This is a genomic window from Janibacter sp. GXQ6167 (genome assembly GCF_041365945.1).
Lineage (GTDB): Bacteria > Actinomycetota > Actinomycetes > Actinomycetales > Dermatophilaceae > JBGFSK01.
The window spans coordinates 112,986-137,038 of the sequence record NZ_JBGFSK010000001.1 but is presented as its reverse complement, the minus strand read 5'-3'; the positions used below and the strand labels follow the sequence as shown (position 1 = coordinate 137,038).

Sequence of the window (24,053 nt, the reverse complement as noted above, 5' to 3'; positions counted from 1 at the left end):
CCAGTCAGTCGCCGCTTAGAACAGAGCTCACCTCGTCGAGGGTGCGCGCGGTCGTCCCCTCAGGCAGGCGACCTGCGGCGATGAGGCGCTTCAGGAGGGCGAGCGGCCACGGCATCGTGAGCCGTGCGGTGGCGAGCAAGTCCGCTTCACCGAGCACCTCGTCCGCAGGTCCCTGCCGGACCAGTCCATCGACAACGACCGCTGCCTCATCGGCCCACGCGAGGGCGTGATCGACCTCGTGGGTCGAAAGGCAGACGGTCGAACCCCACTCCTCGAGGCGCGCCATCGCCGCCAGCATCTCCGAGACCCCCGCGGGGTCCAGGCCCGCCGTCGGCTCGTCGAGGAGCACGACCGCGGGTCTCATCGCGACCGCCCCGGCGAGCGCCACCCTCTTCGCCTCCCCGTGAGAGAGGCGATGGACCGGTCGATCAGCGAGGTGCTCGATCGCGAGCAGCGCAATGGCCTCGTCGACGCGCTCTTTGACCTCCGGTTCGGTCAGGCCGAGATTCATCGGGCCGAAGGAGATGTCCTGCGTGACGTCGGCGCTAAAGAGTTGATCATCAGGATCCTGCGTCACGAGTTGGACCCGCTGGCGATGCTCGCGCAGCCCGGCTCGCGTGTGGTGCAGCGGCTGGCCGTCGACGAGGACCCGACCCTCGTCCGGGGGGTGCGCACCAGAAAGCGCCCGCAGCAGCGTCGTTTTGCCGCTGCCGTTAGCGCCGAGGACGGCCACCCGACGCCCCCGGGGGATCGTGAGGCTCGCCCCCTTCAGCACCGGGTGATCGTCGTACCCGAGCACGACGCCCTGAGCGGCGAGCGCGATGGCGGTGCGCGGTTCGGGGACGTGGTGGTTCATCGCGTCCACCCCGCCAGGTCGAGGCCCCGCGCCTCGGCGAAGGCCGCCCAGCCGTAACTCACCGCGGCGATCGTCGCGATCAGGGCAAGCCCCGCGAGGACGAAGGGGGTCGAGCGGCGCGTTGGTGGGGCTAACGTGCGCATGGCGATCTCGTATCCCCGCCCGGCCAGCCCATCGTTGAGCCGGCGGGCGCGCTCCCAGGCGCGGGTGAGGACCGCCGCCGCGAGCATGCCGCTGCTGCGCCACGACGCGCGCCACGACACGTATCCCAGGCGACTCACCTGCGCCTCTCGAATCGCCGCCATGGACTCGGCGAGGACGAAGAGGAGCCGGTAGGTGAGCGAGGCGATATCGAGCAGGGCGTCCGGGATCCGCGCCCGGCGCCCGGCCGCGACGAGGTCGACCATCGGCGTCGTCGTCGCGAGGAGCAGCAGCGCCATCGTGCCGGCGATTCCGTGGCCGAAGACCTCTCCTGCGCGGGCTAGGGTCTGCGGACTGACCCCGAAGGGTCCCCACGTCCACGGCATGACCCCGTCGCCGCCGAGCGAGACGGCGATGGTGAGCGCACCGATCCCGAGGAAGATCACCGGCGCTCGCATCATCCTCATCAGGAGCCGCAAGGGCACTCCCGCTGTGTGGGTCAGGGCGAGCACGGCGACGACGACGAGCACGGTGCCGGGGAAAGCCGGGACTAGTAGGGCGGTGAGGACGAGACCGACACTCAGCAGGGCTTTGTCGCGCACGGCGCGACGCCGCCAGGGGCTTGCCCAGGCGGCGTCGTCGATGGCGTACGCGTGCATCAGGCCTGCCGCTCGCCCTCCACTGCCGACGCCGTGGAGGCCGCCGGGTCGACACCGAGTTCGGCGAGGCGCCGGTTCACTTCGGCGTCGACCTCGCGCTCAAGGCGCCGGCGTCCACGCAGCGCGGCGACGGCGTAGCCACACACCGCCGCACCGATCGCAGCCTGCGCGGCGAACAGTCCCGACTCGATCTCGCCTCCTGATGGGGCGAAGATCGGCTCGAACCAGGGCTCGTAGTCGGGGTGATCGGCCTCGATCGTCTCCGTCGCGATCGCGTCGGTCCCGCCGAAGCGTTCTTCATCGCCGCCAGCGCGCTGAGCATCCAACCAAAGCGGGACCGCGATCAGCAGAGTCAGGGCGACCAGCAGGCCGAGGGTGATCCACCGTCCGCGGCTCGTGCTGCCCGAGGTGGGGGTGATATCGGCGTTAGGCATGCTGGGCCGCCTTCGAGGTCGTCGCGCCCTTCGGCAGCACGCCGAGGCGGGTCAACTCGGGTCGGGCCACCTTGCGCAGGGTGCGGAAGAGCAGGACACCGAGGACCCCTTCGGCGAGGGCCAGTGGGATCTGAGTGATCGCGAAGATCGAGGCGAACTTCGCGAGAGCACCGAGGAGACCGGAGGCCGGGTCGGGGAAGGCGATCGCGAGCTGGAGGGAGGTGACGCAGTAGGTGGAAAGGTCCGCGAGCGCCATCGCGGCGAAGACCCCGACCTCCATCGGAGCGCCGAGGCGCCGACAGAGCACCCACGCCCCGTAAGCCACCCACGGCCCAACAACCGCCATCGAAAAGACGTTGGCGCCAAGCGTGGTGAGCCCGCCGTGCGCGAGCAAGAGCGCTTGGAAGAGCAGGACGACCATGCCGACGAAGGCCATGATCGGCGGCTTGAAGAGGATCGCGCCCGCGCCGATACCGGTCGGGTGGCTACTGGAGCCGGTGACCGAGGGCATCTTCAAAGCGGAAAGCACGAAGGTGAAGGCTCCGGCTGCGCCGAGCAGTAAGCGATTCTCGGGGTGCTCACGTACCTCGCGGACGACGGCTCGAGCGCCGTGGATCACGAAGGGGGCGGCAACAGCGGTCCAGGCGGCCGCTTGAATCGGAGGGAGAAACCCCTCGGCGATATGCATGTGAGGTCCTAACCGGGATGACGCGTCCCGCTCGGTGGATCCGTCCCCAGGTGAGTCTCTGGCTGCTCCGCGGCCCGTGTCTTAAAGGGGGGCCAACCGGAGGTCACAGTGGCGCGACCGCGTCGGACTCTCACCGACTTCCTCGCCCCAGGGATGGTTGGTGCCGTCAGTAAACCACGGGCGCGGCTTACTTGACCCCGATGGAGTCCTTGTCCGCGGGGGCGTCGATCGAGCCACGCGAGTACTCACCGAAGCCAGCCAACGAGAGCAGGCGTCCGGCGATGAGAGCGACCACCAGGATGCCCATCGAGACAAAGAGCAGCGGCCAGGCCTGAATGACGACCGCCCACGTGCCGAGGGCGAAGCCAATCAGGGCGATCACGACAGCAACCCAGGTCGCGATGCTGTGCCCGTCACCGAGGTCCATCGACGAGTGCGGGCCGGTCGGAAGGTGAGGCTTTTCCTTGCTCATGGGGCCATCTTCCCATGGGTCCGCGCCCCGGTGCACCCGCCAGATCCCCCCTTCGACAAGGGGGTGCTGATGCCGGTCGAGGGAGTCCACACAATTAGGGACTGTCGGCCGCATCCACGAGGCCCTAATGTCGGCAACGGAGGAGCCATCAGACCCCTCTCGCCACACTCATTTTCCAGGGGAGACCGCACGTGAAGAAGACCACCATCGCCGTCGCGACGAGCGTCGTGCTCGGCGTCGCCATGGCACCAATCGCCGCTGCCGACAACGGCCCATCCAGCGGATCGTCCAACCGCCCCACGGCCGAGGTTGCCGCGCCCAAGGGGCTCGCGTCGACCAACCTGGGACCGGACAAGAAGCCGCTCGGCGCCCAGTCCTTCGCCTCCGCCTACGGTGGCTTCCCGGCGTACCGCCAGCTGAGGGTCATCACCCAGAAGAGCCGCTACCGGATCGATAGTTCCCCAGCCGCCGGACGGATGGCCCTGTCCGTTTGGCGGCCCAACACCCTCCCGTCGCAGTGGCGAATCGGACAGCGGATGAAGATCAGCAGCAGCGGCACGCCGATCAAGAACATCGCGCCGACGCTGAACTACTACCAGAAGAAGAACCACTACATCTGGAGTTCCGCGCAGACCTGGCAGCAGTACCGGTACTACGCCCTCACCGGCATAACCCGGTACAAGAGCACCCCGATCCTCATCACCCGCTTCGAGCGCACCCCGTGGTACCGCGGGCGGAGCATTTACGGCAACATGCCCCTCACCGCGTACTCGTACCAGAACCGCGCGAGCGGCACCCGCATCAGCGTCTATGACGCCCGCGTCGGGAAGTCCTACCGCAAGGTGCCCGGCGGCACGCTCTGGCGCGCTAGCACCGCCGGTTACGTCATCTGGTGACGCTGCCTTCGAGGCTTCGGGCCGCCGCCGCCATTGCGGCGGCGGCCCTTGCCGTCGTCGGCTGCACCGCCGACGACGCGTCTGCCCCGACCTCGTCCCCTTCGGCCAGCACTCCCACGGCCGCCCAGGCGACTTCGGCGACCGTGGACCTCCCCGACGGTCTTTCGGCCCTGCAGGTCTGGCGGCTCCCGAAGGATGTGCACCCCAACCCCAACGGGGTCCACAGCTCGAGCCGTCACGCCTTCTTCGGACTCGATATCCCCTCCCTTCGCGAAGGGGGGACTCTCGATCCGGATCAGCACACGCAATACGCCGTCTTGGACTTTGCCTCTGGCGCGGTCACGCTGCGCGAGACCACGAAGCCGGGGGCGATCAGCGACCTGGGCGTGTTTGTCACCGCTGGAGAGAGCGACCATCTGGTGCGCCTCGAGATCGAGCCGCGGCCCGACACCGAGTGCGCCGGCGACTCCCCCGACCAATGTTGGACCTGGCAACTGCGCGCCGAGACCGCCGCCGATGCCTCCGGTGACCAGATCGCCGCTGCCGCTCAGCCCGGCAGCCCCTTTGCCATCCCCCAGCCGGTCGCGACGGGGACCGGCGTCGCCTGGCTCGAGGTCACCGACCCCGCTGCCGATGAGGCCCGCCTTCAGCTCTGGTCGCCGGGCGCGAAGCCCCGGACGATCGCGAGCAAACTGCCGACCGGCCGCCTGACCGTGGAGGGCGAAGCGGTGTGGGTCACCCCTGACGACCCGAATCGCGCCGAGACCATCAGGGTCGCGCTGAAGGGAGGAGCCGTCACCAGGACGGCGTTGCCGCGGCACTCCCAGATGGCGGTACCGACCGGCTCCGACGTCGCCTACGTCCGCGACTCGGAGTCGGCTAGTTCAGCGAAGGTGATGGCGGCCCCGATCAACGACCCGGAGCGTGGCCGCTCCCTCCTCACCGCGCCCTCCGTGTACCAACTGATCTCGGCGGGGTCGGGGACCGTGATCGCCTCGACCGAGAAGGGCTACCAACTCCTCGGGAAGGTCAGCGCCCCCCTTCCCGTCGACACCTTGACCGGCATCCAACGCGATGAGGATCGACTGAACCTGCTCACCGGGCCGTCGGACGCCCCGGACACGATCGTCGTCGCCACCTTGGCCCCCTAAGAGACCGCGAGTCGCGAGCGGTCACCGTAAATCGGCGCGGCGCAATTTGCCGTTGCCGGTTCGCGGGAGCGACTCCACCACGACGACCTCCCGAGGGCATTTGTAGGCCGCGAGGTGCCGATGGGCATAGTCGATGAGCCGCTGCCCGAAGGCGTCGCCGACCTTCGCCGACGCAGCTGGGACGACCCACGCGGTGATGATGGCGACGCCCTCCCCCTTCGGCACGGCGGTCACGGCCACCTCGGCGACCTCGGGGTGGTGGGCGAGGCACTCTTCGACCTCGACTGGTGAGACGCGATAGCCCATCGCGTTCATCACGTCATCGCAGCGCCCGTGATAGGTGAGATAGCCGTCGTCGTCGAGGCTTACGAGGTCGGCGGTGACAAACCAGTCATCGCGCATCGCGTCGGCAGTCTCCTCGGGGCGCCGCCAGTACCCGAGCATGAGCCCGGGGTCGCTGCGGTGGACCGCGAGGCGCCCCGCCTCCCCAATGGGTACGGGCGTGCCGTCGTCCTGCGAGAGGACCGCGATCCGCCGGCCCGGTTGAGCGCGACCCGGGCTCCCGGGGCGCACGGGGGTCGTCGGTCCGCTCGAGACGAAGGTGGAGATTTCGCTCATGCCGAGTGCCTCATAGAGCGGCCGGTTCGTGGCCTTCTCCCAGGCCGCTCGGACCGATCCCGGCAGGGCTTCGCCGGCGACGAGGCCGTGACGCAACGACGTGAGGTCCCACGTCGAGGGATCACCATGGCGCACGAGATGGCGATACACCCCGGGGACGGCCGCGAAGAGGGTCGCGCGGTGGGCAGCGATGAGGTGCGGCCACACCAGCGGTTCGCGGGGGCCGTCGTAGACGAGGGCGGTCGCGCCGACCGCCCACGGATCGGTGAGCCCGACGCCGAGGGTGTAGGTCCAGTTGAGCGCCCCGGCGTGCAGCATCACGTCGTCTTCGGTGAGCCCGTACCACCCGTCGTACATCGGGCGCCGCCCCCAGGCGCTGCGCTGGGCGTGGACGACTCCCTTCGGCCGACCGGTGGTGCCGGAGGTGTAGGTGATGAAGGCCGGGTCGTCGGGGTGGAGGTCGGCGAAGGGGGCTCGCTGCCTCTCGTCGTGCGCACCGGCGGCGATCCAGGTCGCGATGAGTTCGGGGGTGAGGATCGCGATGCCCTCGGGGACCGCGACCGAAAGATCGGGGTCGAGCGCGATCGCCGCGGCTTCACTGTCGGCGAGGATCCAGGCCGCCTCCTCTTCGGTCAGCTGCGCCGAGGTGGGGACGGCGACCAGACCCGCGGCGATCGCTCCAAAGAAGGTGAGCGGGAAGCGGGCGCGGTTGCCCATCCGCAGCATGACGCGATCGCCCCGGTGCAGGCCGAGACCCCCTTCGGTCGTTGGCGCCGTGAGGCCGCGAGCGATCGAGCGGACGGCGGCGTCGACCTCGCGGTAGGTCCACTGGTCGACCGCGGCGGGGTCGGCCGGGTCGGCGTGCGCGTCGTGGACGACGATGAGAGCGAGGTGATCCGGCCGGCGGGCTGCGGGGTCACCCACGCAGTACCTCGCCATGGTGTATTCGGCCGGCATGCTCACCTCGCCAGGCTCTCACGGCATGATGGGCGCATGAGTACCCCTCAGCGCTACCAGCTCGACTACGGGTGGGGACATGATCCCGCGTGGTCCGAGGACGCGACCGTGACCTTGCGAGTCAGTGTCGTGAGCGACCATCCCCGCGAGAGCGTCGAGGCCGTGGCCGAGTGGCTCGAAACCAAACACTGGGGCACGGTCAAGGTCGCCGGTGACCTCGAACTCGGCTGGTTTGAAGGGGGCGGCTACTTCCAGGTCGTCGGGGGCGCCGCACGCGCCGAATCGCCGTTGGTGCTGCTCATCATCTCCGGGGGTCAGGACGCCTTCGACTCGATCCACTGGTACGCCGAAGAGCTCTACAACGAACTCGTGGCGATCGACCCCGACATCCGGATCGAGTGGGAGCAACTCCCCCACCGCAGCTGATCCCCCTTCGCCGACCGCCGTCGGCCCCGCTGTGCACCGGAAAGCGCGGGCGGACGCTGCAATTGCCGCGCCACCTGGCTTCATCCGGGGCGTTAGGTGCCCGAGCGAGCCGTCCCGGGTCGGGTCAATCCACCGCGCGCAGGCGCCGGGCATGGACCGGCTCCGGCTCGGGCTCCTCCCACTGCTCATCGTCGGCGCGGTCTCGGTGGGCGACGGCCGCCACGATGAGGAACTGGCCGAGCGCGTAGGTGAGCATCACCCAGAACCCGCTCGGCGGGATCTCAAATCCGGCGAAGGCACGAAGGGCGATGAGCGCGTCCGAGATGAGGAAGAGGACGGCTCCTGCCCCCGCCACGGCGTCGATTCCCGTCGCCAGGACGGCCATCGTCACGATCGCGAGCGCGTAGACGACGACCGCGGGCGCCAGGGCTCCGGCGCCGCTCCAGCACCACGCGACGAGGAAGGCCGCCGCCGCGAGATACGGGACGATAAGGACCGGTCGGCGCAGGATCGAGTCCTCCCGCCACGGCCAGAAGGCGGCGGCGTAGGCGAGTTGCGCGACGAGGAAGCAGCCCAGCATCACGGCGAACCCTGCGTCGCCATCCAGCACCCGCGGCAGGCTGTCGCCGAGCCAGGAGAAGGCAAGCGCGAGGAGCGTGAGCCGGACCAGGCGAGAGCGGGGCAGCGGCGTGCTGGCGAGCAGGACCATGGCGAGCGCCGGCATGAGCAGCACTTGGGTCACCCCGGCCGCAACCCCACCCGGCGCGATCAGTTGCGCGGCGAGATGCCCGATCGCCACCAGGAGGTAGACGGCGAGGGGAAGCATGCCAGGACCCTAGCGATCACCCCCTCCCCGATGGGGAGATCCATCGGGGAAACCTGGGAGTTTCCTGTCACCTGTTCGCCGCCTCGGTTGGCGCGTTGGACGTGTTGCGGGAGACCGCACTTCCACGAGCGGGTGCGGCGCGAAGGGGGGTCTCGGCGGCTAGACGGTGTGGGTGTCGGCGACCGAGAGCGCCTCGTCCAGGATCGCGATGCCCTCGCGGACCTCCTCGGGGCTGATCACGCAGGGTGGCACGACGTGAGTGCGGTTGAAGTGCACGAAGGGCCACAGGCCCGCCTTCTTGCAGGCTCCCGCAAACTCGAGCATGGGGGCCGCGGCATCGCCGGAGGCGTTGAAGGGGACGAGGGGCTCTCGGGTCTGGCGGTCCTTGACGAGTTCAAGCGCCCAGAAGACACCCGTGCCGCGGACCTCGCCGACGCTCGGGTGGCGCTCGGCGAGCGCGGCGAGCTCCGGTCCGATGACCTCCTCGCCCAAACGGCGAGCGTGCTCGACGACGCCTTCCTCTTCGAAGATCCGCATCGACGCGACTGCGGAGGCGCAGGCGAGCGGATGCCCCTGGTAGGTGAGCCCGCCAGGGTAGGGACGGTCCTCGAAGGTGTCACGGATCGCCTGCGAGACGATCACCCCGCCGAGCGGGACGTAGCCGGAGTTGACCCCCTTCGCGAAGGAGATGAGATCCGGCACTACGCCCCACTTGTCGACCGCGAACCACTCGCCGGCCCGGGCAAATCCGGCCATGACCTCGTCGGCGATCATCATGATGCCGAACTCGTCGCAGAGCGCTCGCACGCCGGCAAGGTAGCCGTCTGGAGGCATCAAGATGCCATTGGTCCCGACGATCGTCTCGAGGATGATCGCGGCGATCGTGCCGGGCCCTTCGACGGTGATCACATCACGCAGGTGCGCCAGCGCCCGCTCGCACTCCTCGGCCTCGGTGGTGGCATGGAAGGCGCTGCGGTAGAGGTACGGGCCCCAGTAGCGCACGATGCCGGGCATGCCGGGCTCGCTGGCCCAGCGTCGCGGGTCGCCAGTGAGCGCGATCGCCCCGGCGGTGGCGCCGTGGTAGCTGCGATAGGCCGAGAGGATCTTGTGGCGACCGGTATGTAGGCGGGCCATCCGGATCGCGTTTTCGTTGGCCTCGGCGCCGCCGTTGGTGAAGAAGACGGAGTTGAGGTCTCCGGGGGCACGCTCGGCGAGCATGCGTGCCGCCTCCGAGCGCATGTCGTAGGCGAAACCCGGTGCGAGAGTAGCCATCCGGCCAGCCTGCTCCTGGATCGCCGCGATCAGCTTCGGGTGCTGGTAGCCGATGTTGACGTTGACGAGCTGGCTGGAGAAGTCGAGGTACTCGTTGCCATCGACATCGGTGAAGCGCACCCCCTTCGCGCTGGCGATCGGAAGGGGATCGATCGCCCCCTGCGCGGACCACGAGTGGAAGACGTGGGCCCGATCGAGGGCATGGACCTCTTCACCGGTCAGCGCCGGCAGCATCGACTCGCTCATGCTGCGCAGGCTAGCGCGCCCCGGTCGCGGCGGACGCTGAGTGCTACATCTCCTCGTGCGTGTCCGGGTCGCCGTCGAAGAGGCGCCCATCAGCGCGACCGAGCGCCGTGATCGCGGCGACCTCATCGGCGCTCAACTCGAACCCGAAGACATCAAGATTGGACCGCTGCCGCTCCGCACTCGTTGACTTCGGAAGGGGGATCACGCCGCGCTGGAGATGCCAGCGCAAGATCACCTGAGCCGGGCTCACGTCATGGGTCGCAGCGGCATCGGCGACCGCGGGCTCATCGAAGGGGGCGCTCGTCTTGCCGAGCGGACTCCAGGCCTGGGTGGTGATCCCACGCTCGGCGTTGTCGGCGAGCTGCTCGGCCTGAGGGAAGAGCGGATGGATCTCGATCTGGTTCCACGCGGGGGTCACCTCGGTCGCCTCCGTGATCGCGTCGAGGTGGTGGGCCGCGAAGTTGCTGACTCCGATGGTGCGCACGAGCCCCGCCTCACGCGCGTCGATGAGCCCCTCCCACGCGGTGACATACGCGTCCTGGCTCGGGTTCGGCCAGTGGATGAGCACGCTGTCGAGGTAATCCAGGCCCATGATCGTCAGGCTGGCTTCGAGGCTCCGCCGCGAACTGCGGTGGTCGCGGCCGGGGATCTTGGTCTGGATGAAGACCTCCTCGCGCGGCACCCCGCTCGCCCGGATGGCCTCGGCCACCTCGCGCTCGTTGCGGTAGTTGACGGCCGTGTCGAGGAAGCGATAGCCCACCTCCAGCGCCGACGCGATGGCCGTCACGCCATCATCGCCGCGCAGTGGATAGGTCCCAAAACCGATAGCGGGCACGGCAATGCCGTCGGGTCCAAGGCGCGTCGCTGCGATGCTCATGGGTCAACCCAAGCAGGCGAAGGGGGCGCGCGTCACCCCCTTCCCTCCTGAGTCGAGGTATCCCGCCGCCACCGGCGACCACTGGATACATCGACCGGGAGGGGGGAGACCCGTGCGCTCAGGAGAAGCGGGCTGCGAGCTCCATCGCCCGCTTCATCACGCCGCCGTAGGCGCCGGGCAGAACCCGCGCGAGGACGTCGAGGCCCTGCGCGTCGGTGCCGATGAGCAGGCGGGCCTGGCGCTTGCGGGCGGCCTCGATGATCTGCTCGGCGGCCTTGTCGGCCGGGTACTTCAGCATCTTGTCGAAGGCGTTTTGGAACTTCGCGACCTCCTGCGGGTCCGTCGCCCCGGAGATGCGCGCGCTCTTGGCGATGTTGGTCTTGATCCCGCCGGGGTGGACGCAAGTGACCCCGACCGGGACGCCATCCATCTCGAGTTCATTGCGCAACGATTCGCTGAACCCGCGCAGCCCGAACTTCGCCGTCGAGTAGGCCGTCTGCCCGGCAGGGCCGACGAGCCCGAAGAGGCTGGAGAGGTTCACGACCTGCGCGTTGCCATTGCGCTCCAGCAGGGGGAGCAACGCGCGGGTGATCCGGATCGGGGCCAGGAGGTTGATCTCCAGCAGCCAGTCGAAGTCGGCGGCCTCCACTTCGGTGAAGCGCCCGCCGAGGGCCACGCCAGCGTTATTGATCAGGAGGTTGATCCCGGGGTGGCTCTCGGGCAGACCATCCAGCCACGAGCCAACCGCCTCACGATCGGCGAGATCGAGGACGAAGGGGGTCACCGCGGCCTCGGTCTGCGCTTCGATCTCGGAGACCACGCGGGTCAGGCCCTCCTCATTGATGTCGACCAGCCCGAGGTCGGCGCCACGTCGGGCGAGCCCCTTCGCGATGTGCTCACCCATGCCTCCGCCGGCGCCGGTGACGAGGGCAAAAGATTGGTCAAACTCGATGTCGGGCAGGCTCATTGGAGGGACCTTTCGAGGCGATGTCGGGACGTCGGTGTCCCTCTCGCGACGATAGTCCGGCAGGGCCGCCCCCTTCGCGCTCGCGTGGCGACGCTCACGCCGGTGGCTCGATCGGCCATTGACGCGGCCCCTGATGCGCGGTGCAATATATTGCATGCCGGTCCCGACATCGCCCTACCCTCCGCGCCGGCTGCTGCGCGATGACGTCCTCGTCCGGCTGCGCGAGGCCATCGTCGACGGCACCCTGGCGCCCGGTGAGCAACTGCGCGATATCGAGGTCGCGACCTGGCTCGGTGTCTCTCGGACCCCGGTGCGCGAGGCACTCCTTCACCTCGGTGAGGCCGGGCTGGTCAAGACCGCACCCGGGCGCTCGACCACGGTCGCCGCCATCGACACCACCGAGGTCGCCGATGCCCAGGCCGTCGTGGCCTCGATGCATCACCTGTGTGTCGAGGCCGCCATCGGTCACCTCACCCCGGCCGACCTCGCCGAGATGCGCGCGGCTAATGAGCGCTTCGCGCAGGCCCTCGCCGATGGCGATCCGGCGGCTGCGCTCGCCGCCGATGACGACTTCCATGCCGTCCCGGTGCGGGTCAGCGGCAACGCCGCAGCCGCCACCGTGCTCGAGCAATTCGGGCCGGTGGTCCGGCGCCTGGAGCGGCTGCGCTTCTCCACCGAGGCGGCGCTCGAATCCGTCACCTTGCACGCCGACCTCGTCGCCCTCTGCGAAAGCGGCGACCGCGAGGGTGCCCTCGCCACGAGCGACCGGACCTGGCACTCCCTTCGCGCCCTCCTACCCGACGCGACCACCTCGACCGAAAGGCCCGACCGATGAAGCTCGACTCCTTCCCCCGACACCCGCTCACCTTCGGCCCCAGTCCGATTCACCACTTGAAGCGGCTGAGCGACCACCTCGGCGGCGCGCAGGTCTGGGCCAAACGTGAGGACGTGAGTAGCGGACTTGCCTACGGCGGCAACAAGATCCGCAAGCTCGAATACATCGTCCCGGACGTCCTCGCCTCGGGTGCTGACACCCTCGTCTCGATCGGCGGCTACCAGTCCAACCACACCCGTCAGGTCGCTGCGGTCGCCGCCCACCTCGGTCTGAAATGCCGTCTCGTGCAAGAGAACTGGGTCCCCTGGGATGACCCGATGAACGACAAGGTCGGCAACATCCTGCTCTCGCGGATGATGGGCGCGGACAGCCGCCTCGACCCGGCCGGATTCGACATCGGGATCCGCGACTCCTGGACCGACGCGCTGCGCGAGGTCGAAGAGGCCGGCGGCACGCCATACCCGATCCCCGCGGGCGCCAGCGAACACCCGCTCGGTGGGCTGGGCTTCGCGAACTGGGCCTTCGAGGTCGCCGAACAGGAGAAGCAGCACGGCGTCCTCTTCGACACGATCATTGTCTGCACGGTCACGGGCTCGACCCACGCCGGGATGATCGCTGGGTTCGCGGCGCTCGAAGACCTCACCGGCATCAAGCGCCGGGTCATCGGGATCGATGCGTCCGCGACCCTGGAGAAGACCACCGATCAGGTCGCGCGGATCGCCCGCCACACCGCCGACCTCATCGAGCTCGGGCGCGACCTACGCGACGACGAAATCCAGGTCCTTCCCGGCTGGGCGGGCGACCTCTACGGCATCCCGGTCGACTCGACGATGGAAGCGATGGCCCTCGGTGCGCAGCTCGAGGCAATGATCACCGACCCGGTGTACGAAGGGAAGTCGCTCGCCGGCCTGATCGACCTCGTGAAGAGTCACGACATCCCGGCGGACTCGACGGTGCTCTACGCCCACCTCGGCGGGCAGCAGGCGATCAACGCCTATCACCGGCTCTGGGACCCCGCGTAGCCGCACCACGTACAGGCCACCGGAAACTCCCTTACTCCACCCGAGGTGCCCTGCGTCCCCGGAAACGCCCAAAATCCCCTGGAGTTCCGCGGGATTCTCGGAGTTTCCCGAGACGCCCGGTCACCTATGCCGAAGGGAGAGCCCCCGCCGGCGCCCCCTTCGGCAGCCGCGCCCGGCGATCACGCTCGCTCACGAAGAGCAACTCGCCATCGAGATCGGCCTCGGCGAAGGTGCGCTTCTCGCTCGCGTAGTCCTGGGTGATCAGCCACGGCTCGCGATCGCCCGCCTTCGGCAACTCGGCGACCGAGCGCTGGACGTACCCGGCGGCGATGTCGAGGATCGGGTGCGCCGCCATCCCTTCTGGAGCGACCGCGACGGCCGCGTGGGCGCCCCGGTCTCCAAGGCGGCGCAGCACCCTCGCGACGAATTGCGCCACCAGGTCGGCGCGCAGGGTCCAGGCGGCGTTGGTGTAGCCCACCGTCATCGACGCGTTGGGGACCCCGGAGAGCATGATCCCGCGGTAGGCGAAGGTCGACGCAAGATCGACCGGCTCCCCGTCGACCACCATCTGCGCACCGCCAGCGATCTGAAGGGAGAGACCGGTCGCCGTGACGATGAGATCAGCCGGGACGAGGGTGCCGTCGGTGAGTTCGATCCCGTCGGCGACGAACCGCCGGATCCGCGCCGTCACCATCTCCAACCGTCCCCGCCGGATTGCCGCGAAGAGGTCGCCGTCCGGCACCGCGCAGAGGCGCTGGTCCCACACGCCATACGGCGGGGTGAAGTGCTCTTCGATCGTCTCGCGCGGCAACTGCCGCTTCATCCCGCTCATGATGAAGCGCTTGGCGAGCTCTGGCCGAGTCCGCGAGAGTTTATAGAGCAGCGCCTGGGAGCGGATGCTCGCCGACCGGGCGAGGGCGGCGGTGCGCTCGGGGCTCAAGACCGCGCCCGCCAGGCGCGCGATCGGATCACGTCCGGGCATCGAGTAGATATAGGTCGGCGTGCGCTGGAGGATCGTGACGTGAGCAGCACGGTCGGTCATCGCCGGACCGAGCGTGACCGCAGTCGCCCCCGAGCCGATGATCACGACCCGCTTGCCTTGGTAGTCCAGGTCCTCGGGCCACAGTTGCGGGTGGACGATCTGGCCCGCGAAATCCTCGGAGCCGGGGAAGGTGGGCTCGTACCCGCGGTCGTAGCGGTAGTACCCGCTCGCCAGGTGGACATAACCCGCCGTGACCTCCCGCGTGGACCCATCCGGGCTCTGCAGAGTCAGCGTCCAACGCAGGTCAGGGGTTGACCAGCGCATCTCAATCAGCCTGGCGCCGTAGTGGATTCGCTCATCGAGCCCGTGGGCGGCGGCAGTCTCGCGCAGGTAGTCCAAGACCTTGCCCCCTTCGGTGATCGTGGTCTCACCGGTCCACGGCGCGAAGGGGAAGGAGAGCGAGTACATGTCGGAGTCACTGCGCACGCCGGGGTAGCGGAAGAGATCCCAGGTGCCGCCGCTGCCCTCTCGCGCCTCGATGATCCGGTAGTCGATGGTGGGGCTCAGCTCGGTGATCCGGTACGCCGCCGCGATCCCGGAAATCCCCGCTCCGACGATCAACACGTCGGTGTGCTGGGGCAAATCGGCAAGGTCATGCCGGGTGCTGGCGGTCGCGCTCGTGGAACTCACGGCGCCACTGTGCCCCCTTCAACCCCTCCAAGGGAAGGGGTAGAGGCGCACTAAATTACTCGCTGGTAGTCACTCACGGGCTTGAGCGAAGGTCTCCTCCGCGAGCTGAAGCACCAGGTCTGGCTCATCGATCTGCGGGCAGTGACCACACCCGAGAAGCAGCTCGTGGCGGGCGTCGGGGAGGCGCTGCTGGGCGACCTTGGCCTGCGAGGGCGGCAGCAACTTGTCGGAGTCGCCCCACCCGATCGTCGTCGGCACCGCCAGATCGGCGGTGAAGCGCAGCATCGTCCCCCGCCGAAAGAGCGGCCAGAAGGCCTCGCTCGCCCGCAGGTTCAGCGCATCGCCCAGGGCATCGTCGGCGCTCACGCGCTCGGGGTGGACGTAGAGCGCACGAAGGGCGACCGCGCGCAACTTGTCCTGCGTGGAGATCCGGCGGTGCACCGACTCCGGGAGGTACGAACCGGCCTTCATCAAGAGCAGGTTCGCCCCGACCGCCGGGAGGTGGCTCGGCGGCGCGAACCCCGCCGGCGCGAGTGCGAAGGCCGTGCGCACGTTGCCCAGGTGGGCGAGCTCGAGGACGATCTGGCCACCGAGGGAGTTGCCGATGACGTGCGGCCGATCGAGATCGTGGGCCTCGAAGAAGCGCTCGAGTTGCTCGGCGAGGCTGCGCATCGAGTAGGTGTCCGGCGGGACCGGCGCCGGGGACAGCCCGTGTCCCGGCAGATCGACGACCCACACGTCGTAGCCGCGCTCATTGAGCAGAGTCGGCAGGGTCCCCCAAGCCTCGCGGCGGTGGCCGATGCCATGGATCAGGACGACCGGATCCCGTTCTCCCGCAAGGTGGGTGGCCTCGATCGAGCTCTTCATACTCATCGAGGTTAGTCCGTCTTCAGGGCCAGCAGGTGGGGATCGTATGACGAAGGGGGACCGCCAGCGGCGATCCCCCTTCGGTCAGCGTGAGCGCCGATCAGACGAGCGCGACATCCTGCTCCTCGGCGGGGGCCGAGGTGCGGATCAGGTGGTCGAAGGCCGACAGCGCCGCCGTCGAACCCGCGCCGAGCGCCACGACGATCTGCTTGTACGGCGTCGTGGTGACATCGCCGGCAGCGAAGACGCCCGGGATGTTGGTCGCGCCGCGCTCGTCGATGACGATCTCGCCGCGGTCGGAGAGCTCGACGTCAGAGGCACGCAGCCAGTCGGTGTTGGGGAGGAGGCCGATCTGGACGAAGACCCCTTCGAGGTCGGTCGTCACCTGGTCGCCACCGTCACGAGGCTCGTGGATCAAGCCCGTCACGGTGCCATCGCCGATGACCTGAGTGGTCTTGCGCCCCAACTCGATCGCGACGTTCGGCAGGCTGCGGAGCTTGCGCTGCAGCACCTCATCGGCGCGCATCTCGTCGAGGAACTCCACGACGGTCACGTGGCCGACAACCCCGGCGAGGTCGATCGCGGCCTCGACACCGGAGTTGCCGCCGCCGATGACCGCGACGCGCTTGCCCTTGAAGAGGGGGCCGTCGCAGTGCGGGCAGAAGGTGACGCCCTTGTTGCGGTACTCCTCTTCGCCGGGCACACCCATGGTCCGCCACCGCGCCCCGGTCGCGAGGATGACGCTGCGGGCGCGCAGGGTCGCGCCGGAGGCGAGGTCGATGGTGATCAGACCGTCGTCGCCGGCGGGGGTGAGCCCGCTCGCGGCCTGGCCCTTGATCAGGTCGATGTCGTAGTCGTGGACGTGCCGCTCGAGGTCCGCCGCGAGGGTCGGGCCGTCGGTGTGCGGGACCGAGACGAGGTTCTCGATCGACATTGTGTCGTTGACCTGGCCACCGAAGCGCTCGGCGACGAGGCCGGTGCGAATCCCCTTGCGGGCGGCGTAGATCGCGGCCGAGGCACCGGCGGGGCCGCCACCGAGGACCAGGACGTCGTAGGGCTCGCGCTCGGTGAGGGCAGCGACGGCCGCCTGCGCACCGGAGCCACCGGTGACGTCATCGAGCTTGGCGAGGATCTCGGAGAGCTCCATCCGGCCGGAGCCGAAGTCTTCGCCGTCGAGGTAGATCGTCGGCACCGCCATGATGGCGCGCGCGTCGACCTCTTCCTGGAAGAGGGAGCCCTCGATCACGGTGTGGGTGACGTTGGGGTTCAGCACCGCCAGCGCGTTGAGCGCCTGCACCACGGTGGGGCAGTTCTGGCAGGTGAGCGACATGTAGGTCTCGAAGTGGTGGGTGCCGGTCACGGCGCGCGCCGCGGCCAGGGTGCCCTCGTCCTCCTTCACCGGGTGGCCGCCGACCTGCAGGAGGGCAAGGACCAGGGAGGAGAACTCATGACCGAGGGGCAGTCCGGCGAAGGTCACGGCGACCTCGGGCGCTCCGACGCGCTGGATGGTGAAGGCCGGTCGGCGGGTGCCGATCTCGTCGCCATCGGCCTCGCGGGTGGTCACGAGGTCGTGCATCGACGCGATCTCGGTGAGCAGCTCGCGCAGGTCCGATGACTTCGGCCGCTCGTCGTAGGCGGCGATCAGCTCGACGGGCTCCTTCAGGTTCGTCAGGAGGGTCTTCAGTTGGGCGGCGAGGGCGGCATCGAGTGCCATGTCGGGGCTACTTCCTTTGGTGTCGCGAGGCGCGGACGGGGTGCGAGGGCGAAGGGGGTCACGGCGGGCCGGGCGGGCCCACGTGGCTCACGACTGGCCCGGGCGAACTCCGATCAGAGTCCGCCCGGGCGAGCCGCGAAAAGGGGGTGGATCAGATCTTGCCGACGAGGTCCAGGCCCGGGGTCAGGGTCTCTTCGCCCTCTTCCCACTTGGCCGGGCAGACCTGGCCCGGGTTCTTGCGCACGTACTGCGCGGCCTTGACCTTGCGGACGAGCTCGGCAGCGTTGCGGCCGATGCCCTCGGCGGTCACCTCGAGGAACTGGATGACGCCGTCCGGGTCCACCAGGAAGGTGCCGCGGTTCGCCAGGCCCTCGTCCTCACGCAGGATCTCGAAGTTGCGCGAGATGGTCCCGGTCGGGTCGCCGAGCATCGGGTAGGTGATCTTGCCGATCGTCTCGGAGGTCTCGTGCCACGCCTTGTGGGTGAAGTGGGTGTCGGTCGAGACACCGAAGACCTCGACGCCCATGGCGCGCAGGTCCTCGTAGTGGTCAGCGAGGTCGCCGAGCTCCGTCGGGCAGACGAAGGTGAAGTCGGCGGGGTAGAAGAAGAAGATCGCCCACTTGCCAGCGAGGTCAGCCTCGGAGAAGTCCTTGAACTCGCCCTTGACGAAACCGGTGGCCTTAAACGGCTTGATCTGGGTGTTGATCAGCGACATAGGTGTTGTGTCCTCCTGACACGCATCGGGTGTGGTCGACAGTGATCCACGGGGTGCGAAGGGGGCGGAGCCGCGCCCTTCTTTTTTGGAACGACTCCAGATTATCGAAGGCGGTGCGGCCCGTCCAATCGAGAGTGGCGTGTTGGTCCGATGTTCACTCTGGCGGGGCGATCACCGCTACGCGAGGGGTGTTCGCCGGGGGCGAACGGGCTGGACACGTCGGGCGCGAAGCGAGTGCCTGGCCACCGGCTGGACTCCCTGCATCTGTCCAGGAAGGGCGGGCACACTGCGGGACGTGATCCTGATCCCCCTCGTGCTGCTCGCCGTGATCGGCCTGCTCCTCTACCGGCGACTGGTCCGCGCGCCGCGCTGGCGATCCCGACGCACCCGGGTGATCGCCACGGTCGCGATCGTGGCCTGGATGGCCGTGATGATTTTCAGCTTCGGCGTTGCTTCGCGGGTCCTCGGACCAGACGCCGCGCGACCCGTGTCGTGGTTCGGCGGGTTTTCGATGGGCGTCTTTTGGTACACCCTGATCGGCCTCCTGCTCCTTGCCCTGTGCGCCGGGATCCTGCGCCTGCTGCGCCGGGACGAGGCCGACCGCCTGCGCTTACACCGGATCGGTGTCCCAGCTGTGCTCGTCCTCGCCGTCGCGATCACCGGCGGCGGGGTCCTGCGCGCGATGAACCCCGAGGTGGTCGCCGTCGACCAGCCGGTGCGGAATCTCCCTTCGGACCTCGATGGGCTCACGATCGCGCTCATCACCGACACCCACATAGGCCCCATCCGCGACGCCGGGCTGGCCCGGAAGGTCGTCGACCGAGTCAACGCCGCCGAGCCGGACCTCGTCGTCTTCTCCGGCGACCTTGTCGATGGGTCGGTGGATGACTTCGGTGACCTGATCGCCCCCTTCGGCGATTTCACCGCGCCGCTTGGCGTCTATGCCGTCACGGGGAACCACGAGATGTATACGGGCACGATCCCCGGGTGGCTGGACCGGTGGGAGGACCTCGGGATCACCGTCCTCGCCAATCAGAACGCGTCGATTCGCGTCGGCCAGACCACGCTCCACCTCGCCGGGGTTCACGACAAGCGCGGCATCGACCCCTTCACGCCGGACTATGACAAGGCCCTCGAGGGGATCGACCCCGGGGACTTCACGGTGCTCCTCGCGCACCAGCCGAGCCAGGTGCTCGATGCGCAGGATCGGGGCATCGACCTGCAGCTCTCGGGGCACACGCATGGCGGTCAGGTGTGGCCGTTTAAGTACCTCGTCGCGCTCAACGAACCGCTCGTCTCCGGAGCCGGCGTCGTCGGAGATGTCCCGATCTACGTCTCGTCCGGCGCCGGGACCTGGGGTCCGCCGAGCCGCGTGGGTGCCGACCCCGAGATCCCCCTTCTCACCCTGCACCCCGCCCCCTAACCTGCTGCCTTTGCTTAAGCAGGATTGAAGCCGACGAAGATTGAAGGGAGCCGAAGCTGTGGCGCGAGTCGATATGCGTTGGGCGAGTGCGACCGCGATCGCCGCCACTCTGGGCGTCGCCGTGGCGCACCCGACGATTCGCGCGGGCGGCCTGCAGACGGAGCGGGCCGTTGAGTTCGCGATGTCAGCGACCTTCGGGGCGCTCTGGCTCGTCGCGTGGACGGCGGCCATTTGGTGGTGGGCCACCCGGGTCGGCCACCGGGTGCGGGTATCGGACGCAATGCTCGTCGCCGCCGCCATCGTCGGCACCGGAGCCGTCGCCTGGTTGCCCTTCGAGTTCGCCATCGGAGAGCTCGCCCGCGGCAGAGCGATCGGCTCGCCCTTCTTTGTCCTCATCCCGACGGCACTCGCACTGACCGCAGTGGGAGCGACGCTCGTGCTCCTCCGCCGGATCACGACGCACCGCGCAGGCGCGCCTCCCGCCCCCTAACCTGCTGCCTTTGCTTAAGCACGTCCTCGATGCTCACCCTCCAGGGTCGGCAACGAGGACCTGCTTAAGCAAAGTCGGGAAGGTGAGGGGTCAGGGTGGAGTGAGGATGACGATCAGGGTGCGTGGGCCGTGGACGCCTTCGACGCGGATCAGTTCGATATCGCTGGTCGCCGACGGTCCCGAGATGAACGTCAGCGGGCGAAGGGGGTCAAGCCGGCCCAATCCTTCGGGGACGCTCTGGACGACATCGCCCGCTCGCACCACACACACGTGGACATCTGGCACCAACGTCAGCGCCCGACGCCCGCTGAGCGGCGAGCCATCGAGCACGATCGTGCCGGTCTCGGCGATCGCGACCACCGAACCGGTGACCACGGCCGCCACTGCGTCAAGATCCCGCGGGCCACGGGTTCCGTCGTCGGCCTCGGCCGAACCCGCCCACTCCTGCGGCACTCCCGGAGCGCGCAACACCGTCGCACCTTCGGCGAGGTCGAGCCCGCCCAAGGCCCCGGCGATGGCAACCCCGATCGCGTCATCGTCGGGCCCGTCCGCGCGGATGACGGTCGCGCGGTAGTCCTCGAGCCGGTCGACCAGCATCTCGAGCGCCTCGCTCGACCCGGGCGCGAGGTCGCCGACCGTGCGGTACTCCCGAGGGACCGTCACCTGCTCGGGCTCATCGCGTAGGGCGAGCCGGATCCGCGCGAGGACGTCGTCGCGGGCGCTCACGGCTGGCCTCCACCTTCAGGGACCGGCATCTCGACCCTTGACGACGGATCCCCCTTCGTCCGGGCCCACCATTCGCGGAAGGTCTCCTGCGGCAGGTCCGGCACATCCCGCGAGGCGACCCACCCATTAACCGGCGGTGGAAGGGGGACGACAGGGCGTCCGTCGCGCAGGCCAAATCGCCCGAGGCGCGAAGCCTTACCAGCCTTGGCGAACCGGTCCGCGTCGCTCATCACCCACGACATCGCCGCCATGCTGATCGCCTCGGCGCTCGGCAGTCGGTGGCGAGCGGCGTGCGCTTCGACATGCTGCGCGCGCAACTCGACGAGGATCGAGGGGATGTCGATCTTCACCGGACACACCTCGTAGCAGGCGCCACACAGGGACGAGGCGAAGGGAAGGGAGTCGTTTGCGTCGTCCTCCCCCGTCACCCCCGTGAGCAGGGGCGTCAAGATCGCGCCGATCGGACCGGGATAGACCGACCCGTACGCGTGCCCGCCGGTGCGTTCGTAGACGGGGCAGACGTTCAGGCATGCCGAGCACCGAATGCAGTGCAGCGCAGTGCGTCCCGCCGGGTCCGCGAGCGCGTGCGTCCGGCCGTTATCGACGAGAACCAGGTGGAACTCCTGCGGCCCGTCTCCGGGAGTGACCCCCGTCCAGGTCGAGGTGTAGGGATTCATCCGCTCGCCGGTCGAGGAGCGCGGCAGCAGTTGCAGGAAGACCTCGAGATCGCTCCATGTCGGCAGGACCTTCTCGATCCCCATGACCGTGATCAGTGTCTGCGGCAGGGTGAGGCACATCCGCCCGTTGCCCTCGGACTCGACGACCCCGAGGGTGCCGGTGTCGGCAATCGCGAAGTTCGCCCCGCTGATCGCGACCCGCGCGCGCAAGAAGGCTTCGCGCAGGTGGCGCCGCGCCGCGTCGGCGAGCACCGCGGGTTCGTCCGTAAGCGACCCAGCGCCGGGCATCTCGCGCTCAAAGATCTCTCGGATCTCGGCGCGCCCGCGGTGAATCGCCGGGACGAGGATGTGGCTGGGGGCGTCGCCACCGAGCTGGACGATGAGTTCGGCGAGATCGGTCTCGAGCGCGGAGATCCCCGCCGACTCCAGCGCCTCGTTCAGGCCCAGCTCTTGGGTCGCCATCGACTTGATCTTCACGACCTCGTCGGTGCCGGTCGCGCGGACCAGGTCGAGCACGATCGCGTTGGCCTCGGCGGCATCGCGCGCCCAATGGACCTGACCGCCGCGGGCCGTCACTGACTCCTCGAGTTGGACGAGCAACTCGGGCAGCCGGGCCATCACATCGGCCTTAATCGCCGAACCCGCATCACGCAGCGCCTGCCAATCCGGCAGCTCGGCGACGACCTCGGCCCGCTTGGTGCGGATCGCCGAGGTCGCATGCCCGAGGTTGCGGCGCAGCGTCGAGTCGGCGAGCCGATCGCGGGCGGCCTCGGGGAAGGGGGCAGTGCCGGTGAGGTGGCCGACGGTGCGGTCGGCGGGTGGCGGGCGGGTGTCAGCAGACGAAGGGGGCAGCGCTGCCCCCTTCCGGCCGGGCATCCCGAGGTGAACGCGCATCACGCCTCCGAGGCCAGGATCTCGGCGAGGTGCACGGCGCGCACCCCACTGCGGAGTCGGTGCAGCCCTCCGCCGATGTGCATCAGGCACGAGGCATCGCCCGCCGTCACCACCTCGGCGCCGGTCGAGAGGACCGAGGTCATCTTGTCGGTGAGCATCGCCGTCGAGGTGTCGGCATTCTTCATCGCGAAGGTCCCCCCGAAGCCGCAGCACGAGGTCGCGGCGGGCAACTCGACCAGGTCGAGCCCACCCACTTCACGGAGCAGTCGCACGGGGGCATCGCCGACACCCAGCATCCGCATCGAGTGGCAGGTCGGGTGGTAGGTCACCCGGTGCGGGTAGTGGGCACCGACATTGGTGACGCCGAGGACCTCGACGAGCAACTGGGAGAGCTCGTAGGTCCGCGCCGCCACTGCCTCGGCCCGCACCGCGAGCTCCTCGTCACCGGCTCGCCGGGCGAGCATCGCGTGCTGGTGATGGACCGAGCCGGCGCAGGAACCCGAGGGCGCGACGATGGCTTCGGCGCCGTCGGCGAGCGCCTCCTCGAAGGTGTCGACGTAGGCGCGCACCACCGGCAGCGCGTCGCTCGGGTAGCCGGTGTTGGTGTGCATCTGCCCGCAACAGGTCTGTCCGGTCGGGAAGACCACCTCGTGCCCGAGACGCTCGAGGACCGTCACCGTCGCGCGACCGACATCCGGGAAGAGGACATCGCCGAGGCAAGTGACAAACAGCGCGATCTTCATCGTCGACCCGACCGATCGGGAGCGACGAAGGGGGACCACTCGCCTTCGGGCTGTGCGAGGCGATCTGCGACGACCCAGAGTGTTTCGCGCTGGTGTCCGTAGCCCAGGTGCGAGGAGTGGACCTCGACATTTTCGGTCTGCGGCGCGGCCTCGCTGGTGCAGAGCTGCCAGGCGACGATGCCGTCGCTGCGCGAGTAGATGCAGGTCGTCGGGACGCTCAGGGGTTCGGCGCGAGCGGCCCGAGCGGCCTCGCTCATCAGGTCGTCGGTGAGCGTGCCGGCATTCATCCGGCGGTAGAGGCGCCACGCCCGCGTCTGCTCGTGGTCACCGCGGATCGGCGAGCCCATCGTGATGACCTGCCGGACCACCTCGGGGTGAGCGCGGGCGATCTCGCGCGCGTAGATCCCGCCGGCGCTCCAGCCGATGATGCTGACCGAGCGTCCGCGCTTCACCGCGAGATCGACCAATCGATGCTCGAGAGTCTCCTGCAGTCCCTCGCGCACACCGAGGTTGACGCCGAGCCCCCAGTCATAGGTGCGGTACCCCAAATACCGCAGTAATCCGCGGAGGTAGCGTGTCGAGGCCGGCCCAGCGAGGAAGCCGGGGATCACGAGGACAGGGTGGCCATCCCCCTTCGGCCAGGAGCGGTACTCATCCCTGCCGATGAAGGCCTGAACCCCTTCGCCGACCGTGCGCCACTCAGCGCCGAGCATCCGCCACGTCGGGCGGCGCGCCGCCCGGATATCCACCTCTGCCGTCATGACTCCTCCTTGAGTCCCGACCATCGCC

The 24,053-nt window shown here is 69.0% G+C and carries 25 protein-coding genes and 1 riboswitch; of the genes, 7 read left to right on the top strand and 18 right to left on the bottom strand.

Annotation, left to right across the window (positions count from 1 at the left end):
* Positions 1-4: 4 nt before the first annotated feature.
* The 5 genes from AB8K43_RS00630 to AB8K43_RS00610 all read right to left on the bottom strand — a co-directional run bounded on the left by AB8K43_RS00630 (position 5) and on the right by AB8K43_RS00610 (position 3,250).
* Positions 5-856, bottom strand: coding sequence for an energy-coupling factor ABC transporter ATP-binding protein (locus tag AB8K43_RS00630; protein ID WP_370890327.1), 852 nt, complete (start codon positions 854-856; stop codon positions 5-7).
* Positions 853-1,656: a cobalt ECF transporter T component CbiQ gene (cbiQ, locus tag AB8K43_RS00625; protein ID WP_370890325.1), complete on the bottom strand. Its 804-nt coding sequence runs from the start codon at positions 1,654-1,656 to the stop codon at positions 853-855. The genes AB8K43_RS00630 and cbiQ overlap by 4 nt, the downstream gene beginning before the upstream one ends.
* A complete protein-coding gene (locus AB8K43_RS00620; protein ID WP_370890323.1) occupies positions 1,656-2,090 on the bottom strand; it encodes an energy-coupling factor ABC transporter substrate-binding protein in 435 nt (144 codons plus the stop codon). The genes cbiQ and AB8K43_RS00620 overlap by 1 nt, the downstream gene beginning before the upstream one ends.
* Entirely contained in the window at positions 2,083-2,778 is a 696-nt protein-coding gene (locus AB8K43_RS00615; RefSeq protein WP_370890321.1) for an energy-coupling factor ABC transporter permease, read from the bottom strand. The genes AB8K43_RS00620 and AB8K43_RS00615 overlap by 8 nt, the downstream gene beginning before the upstream one ends.
* Before the next feature lie 31 nt (positions 2,779-2,809).
* A riboswitch (cobalamin riboswitch) is annotated at positions 2,810-2,972 on the bottom strand.
* On the bottom strand, positions 2,966-3,250 hold the full coding sequence (locus AB8K43_RS00610; RefSeq protein ID WP_370890319.1) for an HGxxPAAW family protein: 285 nt from the start codon (positions 3,248-3,250) through the stop codon (positions 2,966-2,968). Its footprint overlaps the riboswitch before it by 7 nt.
* Before the next feature lie 191 nt (positions 3,251-3,441).
* Here AB8K43_RS00610 and AB8K43_RS00605 point away from each other — a divergent pair, with 191 nt between their 5' ends.
* Together AB8K43_RS00605 and AB8K43_RS00600 are read left to right on the top strand one after the other, a co-directional pair.
* A complete protein-coding gene (locus tag AB8K43_RS00605) occupies positions 3,442-4,146 on the top strand; it encodes a hypothetical protein (RefSeq protein WP_370890317.1) in 705 nt (234 codons plus the stop codon).
* Complete coding sequence (locus AB8K43_RS00600) at positions 4,143-5,297, top strand: hypothetical protein (protein WP_370890315.1); 1,155 nt, start codon at positions 4,143-4,145, stop codon at positions 5,295-5,297. Before AB8K43_RS00605 ends, AB8K43_RS00600 begins: the two co-directional genes overlap by 4 nt.
* Positions 5,298-5,318: 21 nt before the next feature.
* Here AB8K43_RS00600 and AB8K43_RS00595 read toward each other — a convergent pair whose 3' ends face one another.
* On the bottom strand, positions 5,319-6,872 hold the full coding sequence (locus AB8K43_RS00595) for an acyl-CoA synthetase (RefSeq protein ID WP_370891158.1): 1,554 nt from the start codon (positions 6,870-6,872) through the stop codon (positions 5,319-5,321).
* Positions 6,873-6,908: 36 nt separating this feature from the next.
* On the opposite strand from AB8K43_RS00595, the gene AB8K43_RS00590 reads away from it, so the two are divergent.
* Positions 6,909-7,298 carry a hypothetical protein gene (locus tag AB8K43_RS00590; protein WP_370890313.1) on the top strand — a complete coding sequence of 130 codons (390 nt, stop codon included), beginning with the start codon at positions 6,909-6,911 and terminating at the stop codon, positions 7,296-7,298.
* 124 nt (positions 7,299-7,422) lie between these two features.
* Here AB8K43_RS00590 and AB8K43_RS00585 read toward each other — a convergent pair whose 3' ends face one another.
* The 4 genes from AB8K43_RS00585 to AB8K43_RS00570 all read right to left on the bottom strand — a co-directional run bounded on the left by AB8K43_RS00585 (position 7,423) and on the right by AB8K43_RS00570 (position 11,486).
* Positions 7,423-8,124: a lysoplasmalogenase gene (locus AB8K43_RS00585; RefSeq protein WP_370890312.1), complete on the bottom strand. Its 702-nt coding sequence runs from the start codon at positions 8,122-8,124 to the stop codon at positions 7,423-7,425.
* 159 nt (positions 8,125-8,283) lie between these two features.
* Positions 8,284-9,642 carry an aspartate aminotransferase family protein gene (locus tag AB8K43_RS00580; RefSeq protein WP_370890311.1) on the bottom strand — a complete coding sequence of 453 codons (1,359 nt, stop codon included), beginning with the start codon at positions 9,640-9,642 and terminating at the stop codon, positions 8,284-8,286.
* A gap of 43 nt (positions 9,643-9,685) precedes the next feature.
* A complete protein-coding gene (locus AB8K43_RS00575; RefSeq protein WP_370890310.1) occupies positions 9,686-10,519 on the bottom strand; it encodes an aldo/keto reductase in 834 nt (277 codons plus the stop codon).
* Between the two features lie 118 nt (positions 10,520-10,637).
* A complete protein-coding gene (locus AB8K43_RS00570) occupies positions 10,638-11,486 on the bottom strand; it encodes an SDR family NAD(P)-dependent oxidoreductase (protein ID WP_370890309.1) in 849 nt (282 codons plus the stop codon).
* A 154-nt stretch (positions 11,487-11,640) separates the two neighbouring features.
* Between AB8K43_RS00570 and AB8K43_RS00565 the strand changes: the two genes are divergently transcribed.
* Positions 11,641-12,321, top strand: a complete 681-nt coding sequence (locus AB8K43_RS00565; RefSeq protein ID WP_370890308.1) for a GntR family transcriptional regulator — start codon at positions 11,641-11,643, stop codon at positions 12,319-12,321.
* Positions 12,318-13,343 (top strand): 1-aminocyclopropane-1-carboxylate deaminase, encoded by a 1,026-nt coding sequence (locus AB8K43_RS00560; RefSeq protein ID WP_370890307.1) that lies wholly within the window; start codon positions 12,318-12,320, stop codon positions 13,341-13,343. The genes AB8K43_RS00565 and AB8K43_RS00560 overlap by 4 nt, the downstream gene beginning before the upstream one ends.
* A 124-nt stretch (positions 13,344-13,467) precedes the next feature.
* Here the strand turns inward: AB8K43_RS00560 and AB8K43_RS00555 are convergent, their stop codons facing one another.
* The 4 genes from AB8K43_RS00555 to ahpC form a co-directional block, all read right to left on the bottom strand.
* Positions 13,468-15,015 carry a flavin-containing monooxygenase gene (locus AB8K43_RS00555; protein WP_370890306.1) on the bottom strand — a complete coding sequence of 516 codons (1,548 nt, stop codon included), beginning with the start codon at positions 15,013-15,015 and terminating at the stop codon, positions 13,468-13,470.
* 69 nt (positions 15,016-15,084) lie between these two features.
* The gene (locus tag AB8K43_RS00550) at positions 15,085-15,882 is read right to left on the bottom strand and encodes an alpha/beta fold hydrolase (RefSeq protein WP_370890305.1); all 798 of its coding nucleotides are present in this window, start codon (positions 15,880-15,882) and stop codon (positions 15,085-15,087) included.
* A gap of 100 nt (positions 15,883-15,982) precedes the next feature.
* Positions 15,983-17,596 (bottom strand): alkyl hydroperoxide reductase subunit F, encoded by a 1,614-nt coding sequence (gene ahpF, locus AB8K43_RS00545; RefSeq protein ID WP_370890304.1) that lies wholly within the window; start codon positions 17,594-17,596, stop codon positions 15,983-15,985.
* A 151-nt stretch (positions 17,597-17,747) separates the two neighbouring features.
* Positions 17,748-18,311: an alkyl hydroperoxide reductase subunit C gene (gene ahpC / locus AB8K43_RS00540; RefSeq protein ID WP_370890303.1), complete on the bottom strand. Its 564-nt coding sequence runs from the start codon at positions 18,309-18,311 to the stop codon at positions 17,748-17,750.
* Positions 18,312-18,606: 295 nt separating this feature from the next.
* On the opposite strand from ahpC, the gene AB8K43_RS00535 reads away from it, so the two are divergent.
* Complete coding sequence (locus AB8K43_RS00535) at positions 18,607-19,734, top strand: metallophosphoesterase (RefSeq protein WP_370890301.1); 1,128 nt, start codon at positions 18,607-18,609, stop codon at positions 19,732-19,734.
* Positions 19,735-19,792: 58 nt separating this feature from the next.
* Positions 19,793-20,224 carry a hypothetical protein gene (locus AB8K43_RS00530; protein WP_370890299.1) on the top strand — a complete coding sequence of 144 codons (432 nt, stop codon included), beginning with the start codon at positions 19,793-19,795 and terminating at the stop codon, positions 20,222-20,224.
* Positions 20,225-20,314: 90 nt separating this feature from the next.
* Here AB8K43_RS00530 and AB8K43_RS00525 read toward each other — a convergent pair whose 3' ends face one another.
* Genes AB8K43_RS00525 through AB8K43_RS00510 form a run of 4 tightly spaced genes read right to left on the bottom strand, consistent with a single transcriptional unit; the run spans position 20,315 to position 24,025 of the window.
* Complete coding sequence (locus AB8K43_RS00525) at positions 20,315-20,950, bottom strand: lactate utilization protein C (protein ID WP_370890297.1); 636 nt, start codon at positions 20,948-20,950, stop codon at positions 20,315-20,317.
* Positions 20,947-22,521 carry a lactate utilization protein B gene (locus AB8K43_RS00520; RefSeq protein WP_370890295.1) on the bottom strand — a complete coding sequence of 525 codons (1,575 nt, stop codon included), beginning with the start codon at positions 22,519-22,521 and terminating at the stop codon, positions 20,947-20,949. Before AB8K43_RS00520 ends, AB8K43_RS00525 begins: the two co-directional genes overlap by 4 nt.
* Positions 22,521-23,264, bottom strand: coding sequence for a (Fe-S)-binding protein (locus AB8K43_RS00515; RefSeq protein ID WP_370890293.1), 744 nt, complete (start codon positions 23,262-23,264; stop codon positions 22,521-22,523). The genes AB8K43_RS00520 and AB8K43_RS00515 overlap by 1 nt, the downstream gene beginning before the upstream one ends.
* Positions 23,261-24,025: an esterase/lipase family protein gene (locus tag AB8K43_RS00510; RefSeq protein WP_370890292.1), complete on the bottom strand. Its 765-nt coding sequence runs from the start codon at positions 24,023-24,025 to the stop codon at positions 23,261-23,263. Before AB8K43_RS00510 ends, AB8K43_RS00515 begins: the two co-directional genes overlap by 4 nt.
* Positions 24,026-24,053: the final 28 nt, after the last annotated feature.